At 65.2% G+C, this 18,619-nt stretch carries 13 protein-coding genes; 6 read left to right on the forward strand and 7 right to left on the reverse strand.

The features are described from left to right. Positions 1-21 precede the first annotated feature (21 nt). From M2341_RS03910 to M2341_RS03925, 4 genes are all read left to right on the forward strand, one after another. Positions 22-387 (forward strand): response regulator, encoded by a 366-nt coding sequence (locus M2341_RS03910; RefSeq protein ID WP_181558739.1) that lies wholly within the window; start codon positions 22-24, stop codon positions 385-387. A 127-nt stretch (positions 388-514) separates the two neighbouring features. Beyond that, complete coding sequence (locus tag M2341_RS03915) at positions 515-1,156, forward strand: class I SAM-dependent methyltransferase (protein ID WP_264584294.1); 642 nt, start codon at positions 515-517, stop codon at positions 1,154-1,156. 89 nt (positions 1,157-1,245) lie between these two features. Next, the gene (locus M2341_RS03920) at positions 1,246-2,451 is read left to right on the forward strand and encodes an FAD-dependent monooxygenase (protein ID WP_264574475.1); all 1,206 of its coding nucleotides are present in this window, start codon (positions 1,246-1,248) and stop codon (positions 2,449-2,451) included. A gap of 102 nt (positions 2,452-2,553) precedes the next feature. Beyond that, a complete protein-coding gene (locus M2341_RS03925) occupies positions 2,554-3,711 on the forward strand; it encodes a sensor domain-containing diguanylate cyclase (RefSeq protein WP_264584295.1) in 1,158 nt (385 codons plus the stop codon). A gap of 6 nt (positions 3,712-3,717) precedes the next feature. On the opposite strand, the gene M2341_RS03930 is transcribed toward M2341_RS03925, so the two are convergent. After that, positions 3,718-4,389, reverse strand: coding sequence for a glutathione S-transferase family protein (locus tag M2341_RS03930; protein WP_181558743.1), 672 nt, complete (start codon positions 4,387-4,389; stop codon positions 3,718-3,720). Positions 4,390-4,533: 144 nt separating this feature from the next. Here M2341_RS03930 and M2341_RS03935 point away from each other — a divergent pair, with 144 nt between their 5' ends. Next, positions 4,534-5,010 carry a hypothetical protein gene (locus M2341_RS03935; RefSeq protein WP_264584296.1) on the forward strand — a complete coding sequence of 159 codons (477 nt, stop codon included), beginning with the start codon at positions 4,534-4,536 and terminating at the stop codon, positions 5,008-5,010. A gap of 93 nt (positions 5,011-5,103) precedes the next feature. On the opposite strand, the gene gltB is transcribed toward M2341_RS03935, so the two are convergent. The 4 genes from gltB to M2341_RS03955 form a co-directional block, all read right to left on the reverse strand. Beyond that, the gene (gene gltB, locus M2341_RS03940) at positions 5,104-9,621 is read right to left on the reverse strand and encodes a glutamate synthase large subunit (RefSeq protein ID WP_264584297.1); all 4,518 of its coding nucleotides are present in this window, start codon (positions 9,619-9,621) and stop codon (positions 5,104-5,106) included. A gap of 41 nt (positions 9,622-9,662) precedes the next feature. After that, positions 9,663-11,108, reverse strand: a complete 1,446-nt coding sequence (locus M2341_RS03945; protein ID WP_264584298.1) for an NAD(P)-dependent oxidoreductase — start codon at positions 11,106-11,108, stop codon at positions 9,663-9,665. A gap of 161 nt (positions 11,109-11,269) precedes the next feature. Then, positions 11,270-12,073 (reverse strand): undecaprenyl-diphosphate phosphatase, encoded by an 804-nt coding sequence (locus tag M2341_RS03950; protein ID WP_264574480.1) that lies wholly within the window; start codon positions 12,071-12,073, stop codon positions 11,270-11,272. Between the two features lie 87 nt (positions 12,074-12,160). Further along, positions 12,161-13,120, reverse strand: coding sequence for a complex I NDUFA9 subunit family protein (locus tag M2341_RS03955; protein ID WP_264584299.1), 960 nt, complete (start codon positions 13,118-13,120; stop codon positions 12,161-12,163). Between the two features lie 787 nt (positions 13,121-13,907). Between M2341_RS03955 and M2341_RS03960 the strand changes: the two genes are divergently transcribed. Then, positions 13,908-14,216: a UrcA family protein gene (locus M2341_RS03960; protein WP_264572066.1), complete on the forward strand. Its 309-nt coding sequence runs from the start codon at positions 13,908-13,910 to the stop codon at positions 14,214-14,216. Between the two features lie 111 nt (positions 14,217-14,327). Here M2341_RS03960 and M2341_RS03965 read toward each other — a convergent pair whose 3' ends face one another. Both M2341_RS03965 and M2341_RS03970 read right to left on the reverse strand, forming a co-directional pair. Next, positions 14,328-17,450, reverse strand: a complete 3,123-nt coding sequence (locus M2341_RS03965; RefSeq protein ID WP_264584300.1) for an efflux RND transporter permease subunit — start codon at positions 17,448-17,450, stop codon at positions 14,328-14,330. Next, positions 17,447-18,589, reverse strand: coding sequence for an efflux RND transporter periplasmic adaptor subunit (locus tag M2341_RS03970; RefSeq protein WP_264584301.1), 1,143 nt, complete (start codon positions 18,587-18,589; stop codon positions 17,447-17,449). Before M2341_RS03970 ends, M2341_RS03965 begins: the two co-directional genes overlap by 4 nt. Positions 18,590-18,619: the final 30 nt, after the last annotated feature.

Consider the following 18,619-nt stretch of genomic DNA (forward strand, 5'->3'; position numbering starts at 1 on the left):
GGCAGAAGGTCGCACAAGCACATGCCGAAGGTTCTGACAGTCGATGACAGCCGCAGCATGCGGGCGTTGCTGCGCATGACGCTGACCGGTGGCGGCTATGAGGTGGTCGAGGCCGAGGACGGCCAGGCCGCGCTCGACTGGTTGGAGGCCAACGAGGCCGATCTTGTCATCACGGACATCAACATGCCCCGGCTCGATGGCTTCGGCTTCATCGAGACGTTGCGGGCGCAGGGCCGGCGCCATGTCGACCGGCCGGTGCTGGTGCTGACCACTGAATATAGCGAGGAAAAGCGCGCCCGTGCGCGGCAAGTCGGCGCGACGGGCTGGCTGGTCAAACCGTTCGATCCGGAGCGTCTTCTCGCGGCCGTGCGGCATGTGACGCACTGACCAGCCAGTCCCTGTGCTTTTCAGGACGAGCGGCGCACAAAGCCGATCCATCACCCCCATCTTGCCTCTTCCCAGCGCCCCCACGGCGCACTAGTGAGACGGTTCCGTGACAAGCGAGCGAGGGGCGATGGCGAGCAAGAGTTCCGCACTGACCGATCGTCGGTCAAGCGCCGGGGATTATCTGAAATTCCTGCACGCCTGGCTGCGCAAACCGCGCCAGACGGCCTCCATCGTGCCGAGCAGCCCGCATCTTGGCCGGCTGATGGCCTCGCAGATCGACCCTCAAGGCGGTCTCGTCATGGAGTTCGGCGGCGGCACGGGTGCGCTCACCCGTCAGATTTTGGCGACCGGCCTGCCGCGCACGCATCTGGAAGTGGTCGAGATCAACCCCGGTTTTGCGCGCAACCTGCGGCGCGATTTTTCGGGCGTTTCGATCATCGAGGCGCCGGCTCAGGCCGTGCTCGGCCAATGCACGGGCGGCGAGGGTGCCTATCAGTGCGTGATCAGCGGTCTGCCGCTGCTGGCGATGAGCAAGACCCTGCAGAGCGCGATCGTCAGCGAGGCCTTCCGGCTGCTGCGCCCGGGCGGCGCGTTCATCCAGTTCACTTATTCGCCGCGCCCGCCGCTGGCCGATTCGGTCGCCGATGCGCTCGATCTGGGCGTGGAGCGGATCGGCACCATCGTGCGCAACGTGCCGCCGGCGACGGTGTTCCGTTACCGCCGCGCCGCGGACATCGCGGCCATGGACAGCGCGCAACTCGCCTTCTGATGTGAGCGGGGGCCGACCCGGCCTGAGAGGAGCGGGCTTTTCTCCAATGGGCAGTCGCCTTCGCCCTCCGCCCTCGCTAGAATGGACCCATGCAACGCTATGATGTCATCATTCTGGGCGGCGGTCTTGTCGGGCTGACGCTGGCCGTCGCACTCGAACGCCATGGCGTGCGCAGCGCCATTGTCGATCCGGCGGCGCCCGCGCGCGTACCTGCGCAGAGCTTCGATGGACGTACCTCCGCGATTTCCTCGGCAAGCTGGCGCCAGTTCGAGGCCATCGGCATCGCGCCGCGCCTTGCCGGCAAGACCTGCCCCATCGACCGGATCTGGGTGAGCGAAGGGCTGACCGGCGGCGCGCTCGATTTCGCGCCCGATCCCGATGATGGCGCCATGGGCTTCATGGTCGAGAATCGCGAGCTGCGGGCCGCGATCGAGGCCACGGCGGACGCGGCCAACATCGTGCGCTTCCAGCCCGACCGGGCCGTGGAGACAGTGCGGGATGCGCATGGCGTGCGCGTGCGGCTGGAAAGCGGCGCCGAGATCGGCGCGAGCCTGCTCGTCGGCGCGGAAGGCCGGGGCAGCCCGACGCGTGCGGCGGCTGGCATCACAGTGGCGAAATGGGATTATCCCCACACCGCGCTGGTCACGGCCATCGAGCATGACGATCCGCACGGCAACACCGCCTATGAAATCTTCTACCCGGGCGGGCCGTTCGCGCTGCTGCCGATGCTGCCGGGCAATCGCTCGGCGATCGTGTGGACGGTGCCGACAAAACACGCGGCCGCCTATCTCAAGCTCGGCGAGCACGCCTGGCTGGCGGAGGCGGAAAAGCGGATGGGGAATTTCCTCGGCCGAATCCGCCTCGCGGCGCCCATGCAGAGTTACCCGCTCGGCTATCACCGCGCTGCCCGGATCATCGACGAGCGGCTGGCGCTGGTGGGTGACGCTGCCCACGGCATCCATCCGATCGCCGGCCAGGGGGTCAACCTTGGCTATCGCGATGTCGCGGCGCTCACCCAGGTGATCGTGGAAGGCATGCGCACCGGCATGGAGCCGGGCGATGCACAACTGCTCGCCCGCTACCAGCGCTGGCGGGCGCTGGACGCGCTGAGCGTGACGATCATGATGGATGGCCTCGTCCGCCTGTTCGATGTGCCCGGCCGACCGGTCTCGGCGATCCGTCGGCTGGGCTTGTCCGCCGTGCAGAAGCTCGGGCCGCTCAAGGATCGGTTCATGGCGGAAGCGCGGGGCGAAAGCGGCAGTCGGCCCAAATTGCTGCTGGGCGATCTGGTCTGACCGCCTGACAGCTTTTTGCATTTCAGTCGCAATTCAGCCCGTCACCTTCAAAGCTTTGTTTACCACAGCCGGCTAGAAGGGCGGCGTTGGAGGAGATCAGGCATGTCTGCCGCGCAAGTGCCGTCTGAGAGTTTTGGTGGGAAGCTGGCCCGGTTGGGCCGCATTCTGGGCATCACGGAAGGTGCGTCCGAAAGCGCGCACATCGTCGAGGGGGCTCGGCGCGAGGAGGGCAATGCGCATCTTCGTCGCGAGAGCGAGCGGCGCAAGATGATCTATGAAGAAGTCGGCAGCTTTCTCTTCGCCCATGATCTTGATCTGACGCCGCTCAACTTCGGGCTGGCGCTGGATTACATCACCGGCAACGACATCGCCGTGGAAAAGGCGGTCCGCGCGATTCTGATGGAGCGGGGGAAGCTCACCAACGGCGCCGTTGAGCAGATCATCGTCGACCAGCGGGCCGAGGAACTGACCCCTGATACGCTGGCCGACATGCTCAAGAAAGTCGAGGCCAATCTTGATCAGATCACCGGCATTGTCGATCAATCCAGCACGTCCGCCAAGGATTTCGGCGTCGCCTTGCAGAAGCAGGCCGCTACGCTGGAGCAGTCGGATGCGGGGGAAGCACTGGGCAATCTCATTCTGCTCACCCGCAGCATGATCGAGAAGACGCGCGAAGTCGAAAGCAAGATGCGTGAGGGGCAGACGCAGACGCGGCTGCTGCAGAAAAACCTGGAGAGCGCCCGCAAGGCGGCCGAGCAGGATCATCTGACCGGCCTGCCGAACCGCCGCGCATTCGAAAACACGCTGCGTGAGGAAGCCGTCAAAGCGCGCGAAGACGGCGAATCCCTGTGCGTCGCCTTCTGCGATATCGATCATTTCAAGGTCATCAACGATACGCATGGCCATGATGCAGGCGACCGGGTGCTCAAGTTCGTTGCCGGCCTGCTCGCCAAGATTTCCGGCGATAAATGCCATGTCGCGCGCCACGGCGGCGAAGAATTCGTGATGCTCTTCCGCGGGCTGACCGTCGCGGAAGCCGCCAAGGTCGTGGACGATGCACGCATCGACATGGCGCAGCGCAATCTTGTCGACCGCAAAACCGGCGAACGCATGGACCGCGTGACCTTCTCAGGCGGCGTGGCGGATGTCTTTGGCTACACCGAGCCGCGCGATGCGCTCAAGGCCGCGGATCGCGCCCTGTATCTGGCCAAGGAACATGGCCGCAACCGCGTCTATATCGCGGCTGAAACCGAGCACTGAGCCCGCTCAGAAATCCGGCTGATCGTAATATTTAGGCGGCGTCACGATCTCCATCCGCTCCGCCAGCAGCGGGCGGAAGGAGGGGCGTGACTTGATGCCGGCATACCAGCGCTTGGTCTGGCCATGGCCTTCCCAGTCGATGCCGCCGAGATAATCCGCGACGGAGATATGCGCGGCGGCGGCGATGTCTGCCAGACTCATCGTTCCGCCGGCCAGCCAGCTGCGATGGTCGAGCAGATAATCGAGATAATCCATATGCGTGTTGGCGCGGCGCATCGCCTCGCGCAGCGCCCCGGCATCGGGTGAGGTGCGGGAGACGACCCGCTTGATCATCCGCTCGTTGAGCAGCGGCGCCACGACATCGCGGTAGACGATCTGGTCCAGCCAGGCGACCAGCCGGCGCACTTCCGCGCGATCCAGCGCCGAGCCCGCGATCAGCGGGAACTTGTCCACCGTCTCTTCGAAATATTCGCAGATCGCCTGACTGTCCGCCAGCGTCGCATGGCCGTCATCAGCTACGATCACCGGCGTGGTGCCTGCAGGGTTCAGATCGAGGAATTCATCCCGACCTTCCCAGGGCGATTCGCGCACCGTTTCGTACACGATGCCCTTTTCCGCCATGAGAAAGCGGACCTTGCGCGAGAAGGGACAGAGCGGAAACTGATAGAGATGCCACATGCGCGGCTCTTAAATCGCCAGCGAGGCCGATCATAGCTGAAACTTGCGCTGCTGGAACCAATGGCGGCGAGGGGACTTGTTCCAAAGACAGCATCCCCGACGGCGGAGTGCCCGAGAAGGCGAGATCTGATAAGGGACAGGACCATGAACACCAGCGCACGCACATGGGGGTTTATCGGCGCCGTCTTGTTGGCGGGCGGAACTGGCGGCGTGGTGCTCGGCAATTTTGTCACGGCAAATGGGGCAGGCCGCCCTACTGGTGCAGACGAACTGGCTGCGTATTGGAGCGGGGCCGGCGCCGAGGAAACGTCCTCGTCCTTCGAGGATCGCGCCTATGCAAGCGCAGCGATGCGTGACGGCCCGTCCAGCTACCATTGTGAAGGATGCGATGCGGGCCTGAACCGCCACCGGGATTATCTGGAACCGATGCCGGCGGACTATGCGCCGCTGCCGCCTTATGAGGCGGTCGACTTGCAGGAGCCGACGCGACCAGCCCCGGCGGCCCGCGTTTCTGTCTCGCCGCCCTCAGCGCCCTTGCGCGTGCAGGAGCCGGTTCCGGCGAAGGTCGCCGCGCGTCTGGCCGCCGCGCCTGTCATCGCCGCGCCGCTTCTGCAGGAATGATCAGAACCCACCGCTGAGGCGCGTTGCCGCGCTTCTCACTCGCCATCATCCGCCAAGAAAAAACCCCCGGCGTCACCACCGGGGGTCTCGTCTTCATTCCGCCGCGACGACCTCTTGCTTGTCCGACAGCGGCTGCTTGAGGCGGCTGAGCATTTCCTTCGGGCAGACTTGCCAGAAGTGATCGCGGTTGCGCTCCCAGCTGTGCAAGATGGACTTGGCCCAGTCGCTGTCCGTGCGCGCGACATGCTCCTCGACCAGATCCTTGAGCACGCCTTCCCAATGGGCGCTGTCCAGCCGCTGCCAGACGATGCTCTCGGCATTGGCATGGGCCGGGAAGGTGCGGCTCTCATCATAGATGAAGGCCATGCCGCCGGTCATGCCCGCGCCGAAATTGGCGCCGACCTTGCCGAGGATCACGGCAGTGCCGCCGGTCATATATTCGCAGCCATTGGCGCCGCAGCCCTCGACGACGACCTGCGCGCCGGAGTTGCGGACCGCGAAACGCTCGCCGGCCTGACCGGCTGCGAACAGCTTGCCGGCGGTGGAGCCATAGAGCACCGTGTTGCCGATGATCGTGTTCTCCTGGCTCGCCAGGGGGCTGGAGACCATCGGCCGCACGGCAATGATGCCGCCCGAGAGGCCCTTGCCGACATAGTCGTTGGCATCGCCGAACACTTCCAGCGTGATGCCCTTGCACAGGAAGGCGCCCAGCGACTGGCCGGCCGTGCCGCGCAGACGGACATGGACGTGCCCATCCTGCAGGGTGGACATGCCGAACTTCTTGGTGATCAGCGCCGAGAAGCGCGTGCCCACGGCGCGGTGCGTGTTGCGCACCGTGTAGGTGAGCTGCATCTTCTCGCCACGCTCGAACACCGCCTGCGCGTCCGCGATCATCTGCGCATCCAAGCTGTCCGGCACTTCGTTGCGCCACGTCGGCAGGTTGAAGCGGCGCTTGTCGTCGTCCGCATCCACCTTCGCGAGGATCGGGTTGAGGTCCAGATCGTCCAGATGCTCGGCGCCACGGCTGACCTGCTTGAGCAGTTCGGTGCGGCCGATCACCTCATCCAGGCTGCGATAGCCCAGACGCGCCAGGATCTCGCGCACTTCCTCGGCGATGAAGGTCATCAGGTTGATGACCTTCTCCGGCGTGCCGGTAAACTTGGCCCGCAGGCGCTCGTCCTGCACGCACACGCCCACCGGGCAGGTGTTCGAGTGGCACTGGCGGACCATGATGCAGCCCATGGCGACGAGGCTCAGCGTTCCGATGCCGAATTCCTCGGCGCCCAGGATCGCGGCGATCACGATGTCGCGGCCGGTCTTGAGGCCGCCATCCGTGCGCAGCTTCACCTTGTGGCGCAGGCCGTTGAGCGTGAGCACCTGATTGGTCTCGGCCAGCCCCATTTCCCACGGCAGACCGGCAAACTTGATGCTCGTCTGCGGCGAGGCACCGGTGCCACCGACATTGCCGGACACGAGGATGACGTCGGCATGCGCCTTGGCGACACCCGCCGCGACCGTGCCGATACCCGCCTGGCTCACCAGCTTCACGCAGACCCGCGCGCGCGGGTTGATCTGCTTGAGGTCGTAGATGAGCTGGGCCAGATCCTCGATCGAGTAGATGTCGTGGTGCGGCGGCGGCGAGATCAGCGTCACGCCGGGCGTCGAGTGGCGCAGCTTGGCGATGAACTCGGTCACCTTAAAGCCGGGCAACTGGCCGCCTTCGCCGGGCTTGGCGCCCTGCGCGACCTTGATCTCGATCTCTTCGCAGGCGCCCAGATATTCGGCGTGAACGCCAAAGCGGCCGGAGGCGATCTGCTTGATGCTCGAATTGGCGTTGTCGCCATTCTCATAGGGCTGGAAGCGCGAGCGATCCTCGCCGCCCTCGCCGGAGACGGCCTTGGCGCCGATCCGGTTCATGGCGATGGCCAGCGTCTCATGCGCCTCCGGTGAGAGCGCGCCCAGCGACATGCCGGGAGTGACGAAGCGCTTGCGGATCTCGGTGATCGCCTCGACCTCGTCGATCGGCACGGCCTGATCGGGATAGTTGAACTCCAGCAGATCGCGCAGATAGACCGGCGGCAGCTCCGAGACGCCCCGCGAGAATTGCAGGTAGGTCGAGTAGCTGTCCGTGTTCACCGAGGTTTGCAGCAGGTGCATGAGCTGCGCCGAATAGGCATGGGCATCGCCGCCCGCGCGGTGACGGTAGAAACCGCCGATCGGCAGCGTCGCGACGGCCTTGCTGAAGGCCGCCTCATGTCGGACGAGCGCGTTATACTGCAGCGAGGCATAGCCCTCGCCGGAGATCTTCGAGGGCATGTTCGGGAACAGATCGTTCACGATGGCGCGCGAAAGACCCACCGCCTCGAAGTTGTAACCGCCGCGATAGCTGGAGATCACCGCGATGCCCATCTTGCTCATGATCTTGAGCAGGCCCTCGTTGATCGCCGTGCGGAAGTTCTCGAGGCACGCCTCCAGGCTGCGGTCGCCCAGCAGGCCGCGCGCATGGCGGTCGGCGATGCAGGCTTCGGCAAGATAGGCGTTCACCGCCGTGGCGCCCACGCCGATCAGGACCGCGAAATAATGCGTGTCCAGACATTCGGCGGTGCGCACGTTGATCGACGCGTAGGAGCGAAGGCCCTTGCGGACGAGATGGGTGTGAACCGCCGCCGCCGCGAGGATCATGGCGATGCCGACGCGGTCCGGCCCGATGGCTTCATCGGAGAGGAACAGCTCGGTCTGGCCGGCGCGCACGGCGATTTCCGCCTCGTCGCGAATGCGGTTGATGGCCGCGCGCAGGGCATCCGGCGGACCATCGGCCGGGAAGGTGCAGTCGATTTCCGCCACCGTCTTGCCGAAATAGCGCTTCAGCCGCGACCAGTCGTCGCACAGCAGCACTGGCGATTCGAGGATCATCACCTCGCTGTTCTGGCGGTCTTCCTCCAGAATGTTGGCGAGGTTCGAATAGCGCGTCTTCAGGCTCATCACGTGCCGCTCACGCAGCGAGTCGATGGGCGGGTTGGTGACCTGGCTGAAGTTCTGGCGGAAGAAGTGGCTGATCGTGCGCGGCTTCTCGGTGATCACCGCCAGCGGCGCATCATCGCCCATCGAGCCGACCGCTTCCTTGCCATCCTCGGCCATGGGACTGAGGATCAGCTCCATGTCCTCCATGGTGAGGTTGGCGGCGACCTGACGGCGCGCCAGCTCGGCGCGGTCCCACTGAGGGCGCGCGTCATTGGCGGCGGCGGGGAGGTCGTCCGCCGTGCGGAAGCCCTTCACATAATCTGCATAGGGCCGCTCGCCGGCAATCCGGTCCTTGATGGCGCGGTCGTCATAGACCTGGCCGGCATCGAGATCGACGGCGATCATCTGGCCGGGGCCGAGGCGGCCCTTCTTGACCACCGTCGTCTCCAGCACCACGACCATGCCCGTCTCCGAGCCGACGATCAGCAGATTGTCGGAGGTGAGTGTGTAGCGCAGCGGACGCAATGCGTTGCGGTCCATGCCGGCCACGGCCCAGCGGCCGTCGGTCATGGCGAGCGCGGCCGGGCCATCCCACGGCTCCATCACGGAGGCGAGATAGTTGTACATGTTCTGGTGGGCCTGCGGCACATCGTCATTGTGCTGCCACGCCTCGGGCACGAGCATGATCTTCGCGGTCGGCGCATCGCGGCCGGCGCGGCACAGCGTCTCGAACACGGCGTCGAGCGCGGCGGTGTCGGATGCACCCGCCGGGATCACCGGCTTGATGTCGCCGGACTGCTCGCCAAAGGCCAGCGCCGCCATCTTGATCTCGTGGCTCTTCATCCAGTTCTTGTTGCCGCGGATCGTGTTGATCTCGCCATTATGGGCCAGCGACCGGAAGGGCTGGGCAAGCCACCACTGCGGGAAGGTGTTGGTCGAATAGCGCTGGTGGAAGATCGCCACGCGGCTCTCGAAGCGCTCGTCGGTCAGGTCCGGATAGAAGACCGAGAGCGATTCCGCGAGGAACAGGCCCTTATAGATGATCGACTGGCAGGAGAGCGAGCAGACGTAGAAGTCGTTGATCTGCGCCTCGATCACCTTCTTCTCGATGCGGCGACGCACGAGATAGAGATCGCGCTCGAACTCGGCGACGTCCTGCTCCTCGGGCATCGGGCCGGAGATGAGGATCTGCTCGATCTCGGGGCGCGTGCGCTGCGCCTTCTCGCCGATGACGGAGACATCGACCGGCACCTGCCGCCAGCCATAGATGCGGTAGCCCGCCTGGATGATCTCGGCCTCGACCAGCGTGCGGCAGGTCTCCTGCGCGCCCAGGTCCGTGCGCGGCAGGAAGATCATGCCGACGGCAAGGCGGTTGGGCAGCGGCTTGTGGCCGGAGGCGGAAATGGCATCGTCGAAGAAGCGCACCGGCAGATCGACATGGATGCCGGCACCGTCGCCGGTCTTGCCGTCAGCATCGACAGCACCGCGGTGCCACACGGCCTTGAGCGCATCGATGGCGCTCTCGACCACACGGCGCGAGGCCTTGCCATCCGTCGCCGCGACGAGGCCGACGCCACAGGCGTCCCCCTCGAATTCAGGGCGATACATGCCCTCACGGGCGATCCGGTCGCGTTCGGTTTCAGGAACCATGGTGGTTGTTCTTTCAACTGCGGAGTTGCGATTGATCTCGGTCATGCGGCCACCGCCTGCTTCTTGGGCGTCCGCGCACGCAGATAGCTGTGCATATGGTCAGCCACGTCGCGGCCATCGCGGATGGCCCAGACGACGAGGCTGGCGCCGCGTACGATGTCGCCGGCGGCGAACACGCCATCGACGCTGGTCATCATGTTGCGATGGTCAACGCGCAGCGTGCCCCAGCGGGTGACGGCGAGGCCCGGCTCGCCGAACAGCACCGGCAGATCCTCGGGGTCATAGCCCAGCGCCTTGATGACGAGATCGGCGGGAATGCTGGTCTCGCTGCCCGGCTCCGGCTCCGGCGCGCGGCGGCCGGAAGCGTCCGGCTGGCCAAGGCGCATGCGCGTCATCTTCACGCCGGTGACCTTCTCCGTGCCTTCGAAGGCGACAGGGGCGGAGAGCCAGACGAACTCGACGCCTTCCTCCTCGGCATTCTGCACCTCGCGCTGCGAGCCCGGCATGTTCTCCCGGTCGCGGCGGTAGAGGCAGCGCACTGACTTGGCGCCCTGGCGGATCGAGGTGCGCACGCAGTCCATGGCGGTATCGCCGCCGCCGATCACCACGACATCCTTGCCGGTAGCGAGCAGCGAGCCATCCTCGTGGGCGGGGACATGATCCCCAAAGCCGGCCTTGTTAGAGGCGGTGAGGAAATCGAGCGCCCTGACCACGCCGGTGGTCCCGACGCCGGGCGCCTTGATGTCGCGCGCCTTGTAGACGCCGGTTGCGATCAGGAGCGCGTCATGCCGCTCGCGCAGCTCGGCCAGCGAGGCGTCCTTGCCGACCTCGAAGCCCATGTGGAATTGGATGCCGGCATCCTCCAGCCGCTTGACGCGGCGCATGACGACCTCTTTCTCCAGCTTGAAGCCGGGGATGCCATAGGTCAGCAGGCCGCCGGCGCGATCGTGACGATCGTAGACATGCACCTCATGCCCCGCCGCGCGCAGATATTCCGCCGTGGTGAGGCCACCGGGGCCAGCGCCGATGATCCCGACCGAGAAGCCGGTCGCCTTGCCGACCTGCACCGGCTCGACCCAGCCTTCTTCCCAGGCGGTATCGGTGATGAACTTCTCGACCGAGCCGATGGTGACGGCGCCATGGCCGGAAAATTCGATGACGCAATTGCCCTCGCACAGCCGGTCCTGCGGGCAGATGCGGCCGCAGATCTCGGGCATTGTGGAGGTCATGTTGGAGAGCTCATACGCCTCGCGCAGCCGACCTTCTGCGGTCAGGCGCAGCCAGTCCGGGATGTGGTTGTGCAGCGGGCAGTGGACCGAGCAATAGGGCACACCGCACTGCGAGCAGCGCGCGGCCTGATCCTCGGCCTTGGGCGTTTCGAACCCGTCCGAAATCTCATGGAAGTCATGCGCGCGTTCGTTCGCGGACCGTTTCTCCGGATAGGATTGCGGGCGAATAACGAATTTGAGCATCGGATTCTCGGCCATGGGCGGGGTCCTTCCTTTCGGCGCCGCACATAGGGACGACAATCGCGGAAGTCACGCGTTTCTCAACATTAAGGTCAGTGTTGCTGACCTATAATGTGGCGCACGGCCATTTTTTAGGGTTTGGACAGGCTATCTAAACCCCTTATAGGTCCGATCCGGTCCTACCGCATCAAAAGGGCGATCAGCGCAATCGACCCGGCTATGATTCGGTACCAGGCAAAAGGCTTGAAACCGTAGCGGGTCACGACGGCGACAAAGCCCTTCACGACGAACAGCGCAGTGAGGAAGGCCATGCCGAAACCGATGGCGATCATCCCCAGATCGTCGGCGTTGAGCAGCGCGCGATCTTTCCACAGCGCATAGACGGTCGCTGCGAGCATCGTGGGGACGGCGAGGAAGAAGCTGTATTCCGCTGCCGTCTTGCGGTCGACGCCCATGGTCAGCGCCCCCAAAATGGTCGCGCCGGACCGGCTTACGCCCGGTATCATCGCGATGCACTGCACCAGTCCGATGCCGAGCGCGGTGGTAAACGGCATGGTTTCTACCGACTTGACCCGCACGGTCTTCACCATCCGCTCCAGAATCAGCATCAGAATGCCGCCGATGATGAGGGCGACCGCCACGATCATCGGGGTCTGGATGGCGGCGCGCACCGCTTCATAGGCGAGAACGCCGATGACCAGCGCCGGCGCAAAGCCGAGGAACACGTTGCGCGTGAAGGCGATATCGTCCGGCCGGCCCTTCAGCAGGCCCGTGCCCACGCCCCAGAAGCGCTGCCAGTAGACAGCCATCACAGCGAGAATGGCACCGAACTGGATGGCGATCTTGAACGTCACCGACGATTCACCGGTAAAGCCCAGCAACTCGCTCGCCAGAATGAGGTGGCCTGTCGAGGAGACGGGCAGAAACTCGGTCAGCCCTTCCAATATGCCCAGCAGAATGGCGGTGAAAACGTTGCTATCCATGCGGGCGCAATCCTTGAAACGAGGCAGGTGTCTGGCGCGGGCGGGCAGGGGCGCGCTGCGAGCGCCAGTGCCCCCAACGGATGGTCGTCAGGCCCGTGCCGTGACGCCGAACCGCCCTTGCTTGCGATATTGCTCCAGCCATGCCGGCGCAATCGCCGCCATCGGGGCTGGGGTGATGCCGAACCGCTCGAAGCCCGCTGCGCCGGGCGCAACGACATTGTCGCTCAGCAGCATCTCGAACTGGTCGCGCGTGATTGGCGCGCCGGGTGCCCAGCCGGTCAGCATGGCCAGTGCCTTGGCGACACCGTCGGGGATGGGCAGGAAGCTGCACGGGCGACCGATCTCGGCCGCGATCCAGTTGTTGATCTGGCGCAGGGAGAGCGTGTCCGGGCCGCCCAGCTCATAGGTCTGGCCGGCATGATCCTCGGGTTGCGTGGCGGCCTGCGCGATAGCGCGGGCCACATCGACCACATGCACGGGTTGAAAGCGCGTTTCGCCGCGGATCACCGGGACGATCTGGCCGGGCAGGGTCGATCCCGAGGCGATCAGGCGGGCAAAGCGGTTGGTGAACTGGTCGTCCTGCCCGAACAGGATTGAGGGCCGTACGATGGTCGCGCGCGGGAAGGCGTTGCGGACTGCCGCCTCGCCCTCGGCCTTGGTCCGCCCATAGGCAGATGAACTGGCAGCGTCTGCGCCGATGGCGGAGACGTGAACCAGCGCCTCAAGGCGCGCCGCCGCCGCAGCCTCGGATATGGTCTGTGCGCCCACCACATGCGCGGCGTGCATATCGCCGGTCAGCAGGCCGACGAAGTTGACTGCGGCGGATGCGCCCGTGAGGGCCGCGGCGACCTGATCGGCGCGGGTGATGTCCACGGCCGCAAACTGGATCTGGCCCATGCCGCCCAGCGTGCGCAGCGCAAAGGCTTGGCGCGGATCGCGCTGGGCGATGCGCAGGCGATAGCCCTTCGCCAGCAGCTCCTGCGCCACGTGGCGGCCGACGAAACCACCACCCCCAAACAACACAATCGGCTTGTCAGTCGCTATCATGACTCTGTTCCGTCGTCCTTGCCCCGAGGGCCTGTCTGTCCGCGTTTGCGGTTCTCCTCTCCCTTGCATCAGGCCGCCATCCAAAACAACCGGGTGGATGCGCGACTCGACAAACGGCGGCGCAAATCGGGAGCGACGAGCGCATGAACCGGCCGCACGACGCCCTGCGGGGTGGAATATGGTGGGGGTGACGAAAATAATTTCGCCGGCTTATTTCGCCCATGCAGCGTAAGAATAAGTTGCACATAAATGCACAACGCGCCGGTGATCTCGGCTGTGCGCTGTCTTGTCAGGGCCGGCATCGTCCAGACTGCCGGTGGGCACGGCTAGGGTCAAGGCAACGCGACCGACTTTGCAGGGTTGCCCCTGCGACGGTCGACGATGGGCGTAAACTTTTGAACATATGCCACAATATGCGAAAATTCGACTTGATGGCGGATGATCGCCCCGCGCGTGGTTGGAACGTGGCCGCGATTTTGCGCAATCCATCGAACAACGCCGCCGGCGTGACTTCCGCGAGTTGAGCGCCACGCGAAAACTTGTCTCCTGGCGTACTGCGACATTGCAAGGGGCGCATGGCTTTCCTGCCATGCAGCATCAAAAAAATGGCTGATTTCTGCGGCGCAGCGACGATTTTGCCTTGTCCGGGAACGCCCCCAGACCTATCTGGACGGCAAGCGCACTCAAGAACGCTGGACAGGTTCAGGAACGCTCCTTGAGAGCGTCACGAGCCTGACTTCATCAAGAGTTACCGAAAAGAAAAATTGAGTTTGCAGGAGTAACAGACATGAAAATCGTTGCCGCCGCCCTCGTCGCGGCTGGTCTGCTCGTCGGTTCGAGCGCCGGATTCGCCAAGCCCCGTGAAAATGTCGAAGTGCGCGTCTCCACGGACGGCGTGAACTTCGCCGACGCCGAGAGCGTCGACCAGTTTCGCGGTCGCGTCGCTCGTGAAATCGCCGCTGCCTGCAACCCGGGCAACCGCGTGAACGCCGATCTGGCGCCGGACTTCAAGTGCCGCAAGTCGATGAAGCAGGTCAGCGAGACCCGCATCGCGCAGCTGTCCAACAGCAATGCGCGCATGGCGACCATGGACTGATCCATCACGATCTCATCGTCGTTAGCGGCGCGCCCTCGGTCATCGAGTGGCGCGCCGTTTGCGTTTGGGGTGTTGCGCAGATCGCTGGCGTGGCCGGCTAGCGGGGCCCGATCATTCGGCCGGCTGAGCGGTCCCATTAGGCTTGCCGTTCTTGCCCATCAGCGCACGCAGGCGGCGGGTGACGGTCTGGGGGGAGGATGTGCCCCGCGCGAACCGGCTGTAGAGCAAAGGCACTACGAACAGGGTGATGGCCGTCGCGATGCTGACGCCGAACACGATCACCCAGCCGATGGACGAGCGGGCATGCGCGCCCGCACCCCCGCCGATCGCCAGCGGAATAGCGCCTGCGACCGTGGCGATGGAGGTCATCAGGATCGGCCGGAGGCGGCGGACGGAGGCATCGCTGATCGCCACCAGAAAATCCCGGCCCTCATCGCGCAACTGATTGGCATATTCGACGATCAGAATGCCGTTCTTCACCGCGAGGCCGACCAGCATGATCATGCCGATCTGGCTGAACAGGTTGATGCTCGTCCCCGTCACCGCCAGGCCGATAATGCCGCCCGCCGCGCCGAGCGGCACGGCGGAAATGATCACCAGCGGGTGGACGAAGCTCTCGAACTGGGCGGAGAGCAGCAGGTAGATCACCACCACGGTGAAACCGAAGGCGATCCAGATCGAGGTGCCGGTCTGCATGAAGCTGCGGCTCTCACCCTTATAGCCCACGGCGGTCACTTCCGGCGACTGGCGCGCCTGCTCGTTGAGAAAGTCGAGCGCGCGCCCGAGAGAATAGCCCTCGGCAAGGCCGCCGCTTAGCGTGATGGCGCGCATCTTGTTGAAGCGGCCCAGCTCACGCGCGGTCGCCGCCTGCTTGACGATCAGCAGGTTGGAGAGCGGCACCAGTGCGCCGCCGGCGGCGCGGACATAGACTTTCGCCAGCGATGCCTCATCGTCGCGATTGAAGGATTCCGCCTGCAGGACGACATAATATTCCTCGCCGTCGCGCACATAGGTCGACGTGCGGCGCGACCCCATCATCGTCTGCAGCGCCTGGCTGATGTCATTGACGGAAATGCCGAGGTCACCGGCCCGCTGATGATCGATCTCGATCAGCAGTTGCGGCTTGTTCTCGACATAATCGGCGTCGAGATTGACGATGCCGGGGTTGTCGCGGGCCGCATCCAATATGCGGTCGCGCGCGACGGCCAGATCCTCATAGCTGGTGCCGGCGATCACGAAGCTGATCGGCTGGCCGCCGCGCGAAAGGCGGTTGGTGACGGTGGCGTTGCCGCGCACGGATGGCAGGCCGGCCAGCCGCTTGTTGACCTCCTGCGCGACGCTCTGCGAGCTTTCCTTGCGCTCGTCCCAATGCTTCATGAACACCGAGAGGCTGCTGCTGTTGAAATCGTCGGTGCCGCCACCGAAACCGCCGATGCGCGCATTCATCCCGCGCACCGGGCCATCCTCGGCGACCATGGGCAGGACCAGCGTTTCGGCCTGGTGCAGATATTTGTCGGCCTGCGCAAAGCCCGTCCCTTCCGGGCTGTTGAGGCGGACCTGGATCACGCCGGTGTCCTCCGCCGGGGCGAGTTCGGAATCCAGGCTGCGAAACAGCACCGCGCTGCCGACAATCAGCAGCACGGACGCGACGATCACCGGCAGGGGGCGGCGGAGCACCGAGCCGAGTGCGTTGCGATAGCCGTTTTCCGTCCGCTCCATCAGCCGGTCGATCTTGGCGGTCAGGCGGCCGCGCTGGCTGCCCTTGAGCAGCTTGGAGCACATCATCGGCGTCAGCGTGAGAGCGAGGAAGCCCGAGACGCCGACCGCGGCGATCATCGCCACCGCCAGTTCGCGGAACAGCGAGCCGGCCTGGCCGGAGAGGAACATCACCGGCACGAACACGGCGCATACCACCATGGTGGAGGCGACGACGGCAAAGCCGACCTGCCGCGCGCCGTAAAAGGCGGCAAAGAGCGGGTCTTCGCCTTCCTCGATACGATGATAGACATTCTCGAGGACGACGATGGCATCATCGACCACAAGGCCGATAGCCAACACCAGCGCCAGCAAGGTGAGCAGGTTAATCGAATAGCCCGCCAGCCACAGCACGCCGAAGGTCGTCAGCAGGCAGATCGGCACGGTGATCATCGGCACCAATGTCGCGCGCAGACTGCCGAGGAAGAAGAACACGACGATGGTGACGAGCAGCGCCGCCTCGAAGATGGTGTGCCACACGCCGCGAATGGCCTCGTCGATGAACATGGTGCTGTCGCCGCCCATGCGGATCTCGACGCCCTGAGGCAGGTTCTTGCTCAGATCCGCAACCGCAGCCTTGGCGGCTTGCGCCACCGCCAGCGTGTTGGCGCCTGACTGGCGAACGATGCCGAGGCCAACGCCTGTTTCGCCATTATAGCGGAAGATCGAATAGGGATTTTCCGGCCCTTCCTCGATGCGCGCGACATCGCCCAGGCGCACCTGATAGCCATCGCTGCCACGGCCGATGACAAGCTGGGCAAAGTCCTGCGGGGTCGTGAAGTCACGCTGGACGCGGAGCGAGAGGTTTTGCGCCTCCGCCTCGATCCGCCCGGCGGGCAGCTCGACATTCTGTCGGCGCAGCGCGGCCTCGACATCGCCCGGCGTCAGCCGAAAGGCCGCCAGCCGATCGGCATTGAGCCACACGCGCATGGCGGGCTTGGCCATGCCGAGTTCGACGATCTGCGCCACACCATCGATGGTCGAGAGCCGGTCGACCACGACGCGCGAGACGAAATCGCCGAGCTTGGTGCGGTCCCAGCCCGGCGCCATCACGGCAAAGAAGATGATCGGCTGGGAATCGGAATCGACCTTGCGCACTTCCGGCGGCAGGGCGTCGTCCGGGCGGTCGGCCGCGCCGCCGGCGACCCGGTCGCGCACGTCGTTGGCGGCCGCATCGACATCGCGTCCGGCGCGGAACTCGATGACGATGCTGGAAGTGCCGTCGCGTGAGGTCGAGCTGATCGTCTCGATCCCCTCAATACCGGCAAGCCGCTGCTCCAGCGGCTGGGTGATGCGGTTCTCGATCACGCTGGCATTGGCGCCGGTGTAGCGCGTTTCGACCGAGACGATGGGTGGGTCGGTGTCCGGATATTCGCGCACGGACAGGTTCATGAAGCCGACGAAGCCGATGATCGCGAGCAGCAGGGACATCACGGCGGCGACCACTGGTCGCCGCACCGAAATATCCGAAAGGATCATGGCCGCGCTTCCGGCGTGGCGGCGCCCTTGGGCGCGATCTCATCAGTCTGCGCGCTATTGCTGCTCTCGACCTCGGCCAGACGCACGGGCCGGCCTTCTGCGACCTTCACCACGCCCTCGGAGACGACCAGCGCATCCTGAGGCAGGCCGCTCACTTCCATCAGGCCATTGTCCCGCAGCCCGGTGCGCACGTCCATCCGCTTGGCCTTGCGGTCCTTGTCGAGCGTGTAGACATAGCGCCGGTCACCCTGGCTCAGCACCGCAGTCTCCGGCACGGCGAGCGCGGTGCGCTGCCCGGTCTCGATGCGGACGGTCAGCAACATGCCGGGCTTGATCCGCGCGCCGGGATTGGGGAGCGTCGCGCGGACCATGACGGCGCGGCTTGCCGGATCGATGACCGGATCGATGGTGCTGATCGTGCCCTGCAGCACGTCATCGGGATAGGCCGAGGAGGAGGCCCGGATCGGCTGGCCGATGCGCAAGGCGCCAAGCTGCGTTTCCGGCACGGTGAAATCCAGCTTGATGCGTGACAGGTCGCTGATCGTCACCAAAGGCGTGCCGCTGTTGACGATGGCGCCCTCGGAGATGGTGCGGAGCGAGAGATAGCCGGAGAAGGGCGCGCGGATCAGGCGGTCGCCAAGCTGGGCCTTGATGCCATCCTGACTGGCCCGGGCCTCACTCAAGGCAGCGCGCTGCTGATCGAGCAGGGCGCGGGTGGCGAAGCCCTGCTCATACAGGCTGTTGACGCGATCGAGCTGCGAGGCGGCCTCGGTGGCGCTTGCCCGGGCGCCGGCCAATGCTGCCTGCTCCTGCGCGTTGGAAAGCACCGCCAGCAACTGGCCGGACCGGACGAACATGCCGTCATCGAACATCAGCCGCTCGATCCGCTCGGTCACATTGGCGGCAAGCGTCACCTGCTCATTGGCGCGCGCGGTGCCGACGGCCTGAATCTCGTCCCGGAAGACATGGGTGGCAGGTTTTGTCGCCGACACCAACGGCGGCTGCCGCTTCTGCTCGGTCTCGCCCTTGCCGCATGCCGCGAGAAGGGCGAGCCCGATCAGCAGGGTGCCCTGCCGCCAGAAGAGAGGATGCCCGGCGGCGCCCGGCAGCCGGTTTAGAAGGTCCACGGCGTCATCCATATCGATAGTAGATTTTGTCTACTTTGCCCC

The sequence above is a fragment of the Sphingobium sp. B7D2B genome, assembly GCF_025961895.1.
Classification (GTDB): domain Bacteria; phylum Pseudomonadota; class Alphaproteobacteria; order Sphingomonadales; family Sphingomonadaceae; genus Sphingobium.

What these genes read in the sequence shown, in the direction of transcription:
- M2341_RS03910 (WP_181558739.1), top strand. Translation starts at nt 22, where the DNA reads ATGCCGAAGGTTCTGACAGTCGATGACAGCCGCAGCATGCGGGCGTTG.
- M2341_RS03915 (WP_264584294.1), top strand. Translation starts at nt 515, where the DNA reads ATGGCGAGCAAGAGTTCCGCACTGACCGATCGTCGGTCAAGCGCCGGG.
- M2341_RS03920 (WP_264574475.1), top strand. Translation starts at nt 1,246, where the DNA reads ATGCAACGCTATGATGTCATCATTCTGGGCGGCGGTCTTGTCGGGCTG.
- M2341_RS03925 (WP_264584295.1), top strand. Translation starts at nt 2,554, where the DNA reads ATGTCTGCCGCGCAAGTGCCGTCTGAGAGTTTTGGTGGGAAGCTGGCC.
- M2341_RS03930 (WP_181558743.1), bottom strand. Translation starts at nt 4,389, where the DNA reads ATGTGGCATCTCTATCAGTTTCCGCTCTGTCCCTTCTCGCGCAAGGTC.
- M2341_RS03935 (WP_264584296.1), top strand. Translation starts at nt 4,534, where the DNA reads ATGAACACCAGCGCACGCACATGGGGGTTTATCGGCGCCGTCTTGTTG.
- gltB (WP_264584297.1), bottom strand. Translation starts at nt 9,621, where the DNA reads ATGGTTCCTGAAACCGAACGCGACCGGATCGCCCGTGAGGGCATGTAT.
- M2341_RS03945 (WP_264584298.1), bottom strand. Translation starts at nt 11,108, where the DNA reads ATGGCCGAGAATCCGATGCTCAAATTCGTTATTCGCCCGCAATCCTAT.
- M2341_RS03950 (WP_264574480.1), bottom strand. Translation starts at nt 12,073, where the DNA reads ATGGATAGCAACGTTTTCACCGCCATTCTGCTGGGCATATTGGAAGGG.
- M2341_RS03955 (WP_264584299.1), bottom strand. Translation starts at nt 13,120, where the DNA reads ATGATAGCGACTGACAAGCCGATTGTGTTGTTTGGGGGTGGTGGTTTC.
- M2341_RS03960 (WP_264572066.1), top strand. Translation starts at nt 13,908, where the DNA reads ATGAAAATCGTTGCCGCCGCCCTCGTCGCGGCTGGTCTGCTCGTCGGT.
- M2341_RS03965 (WP_264584300.1), bottom strand. Translation starts at nt 17,450, where the DNA reads ATGATCCTTTCGGATATTTCGGTGCGGCGACCAGTGGTCGCCGCCGTG.
- M2341_RS03970 (WP_264584301.1), bottom strand. Translation starts at nt 18,589, where the DNA reads ATGGATGACGCCGTGGACCTTCTAAACCGGCTGCCGGGCGCCGCCGGG.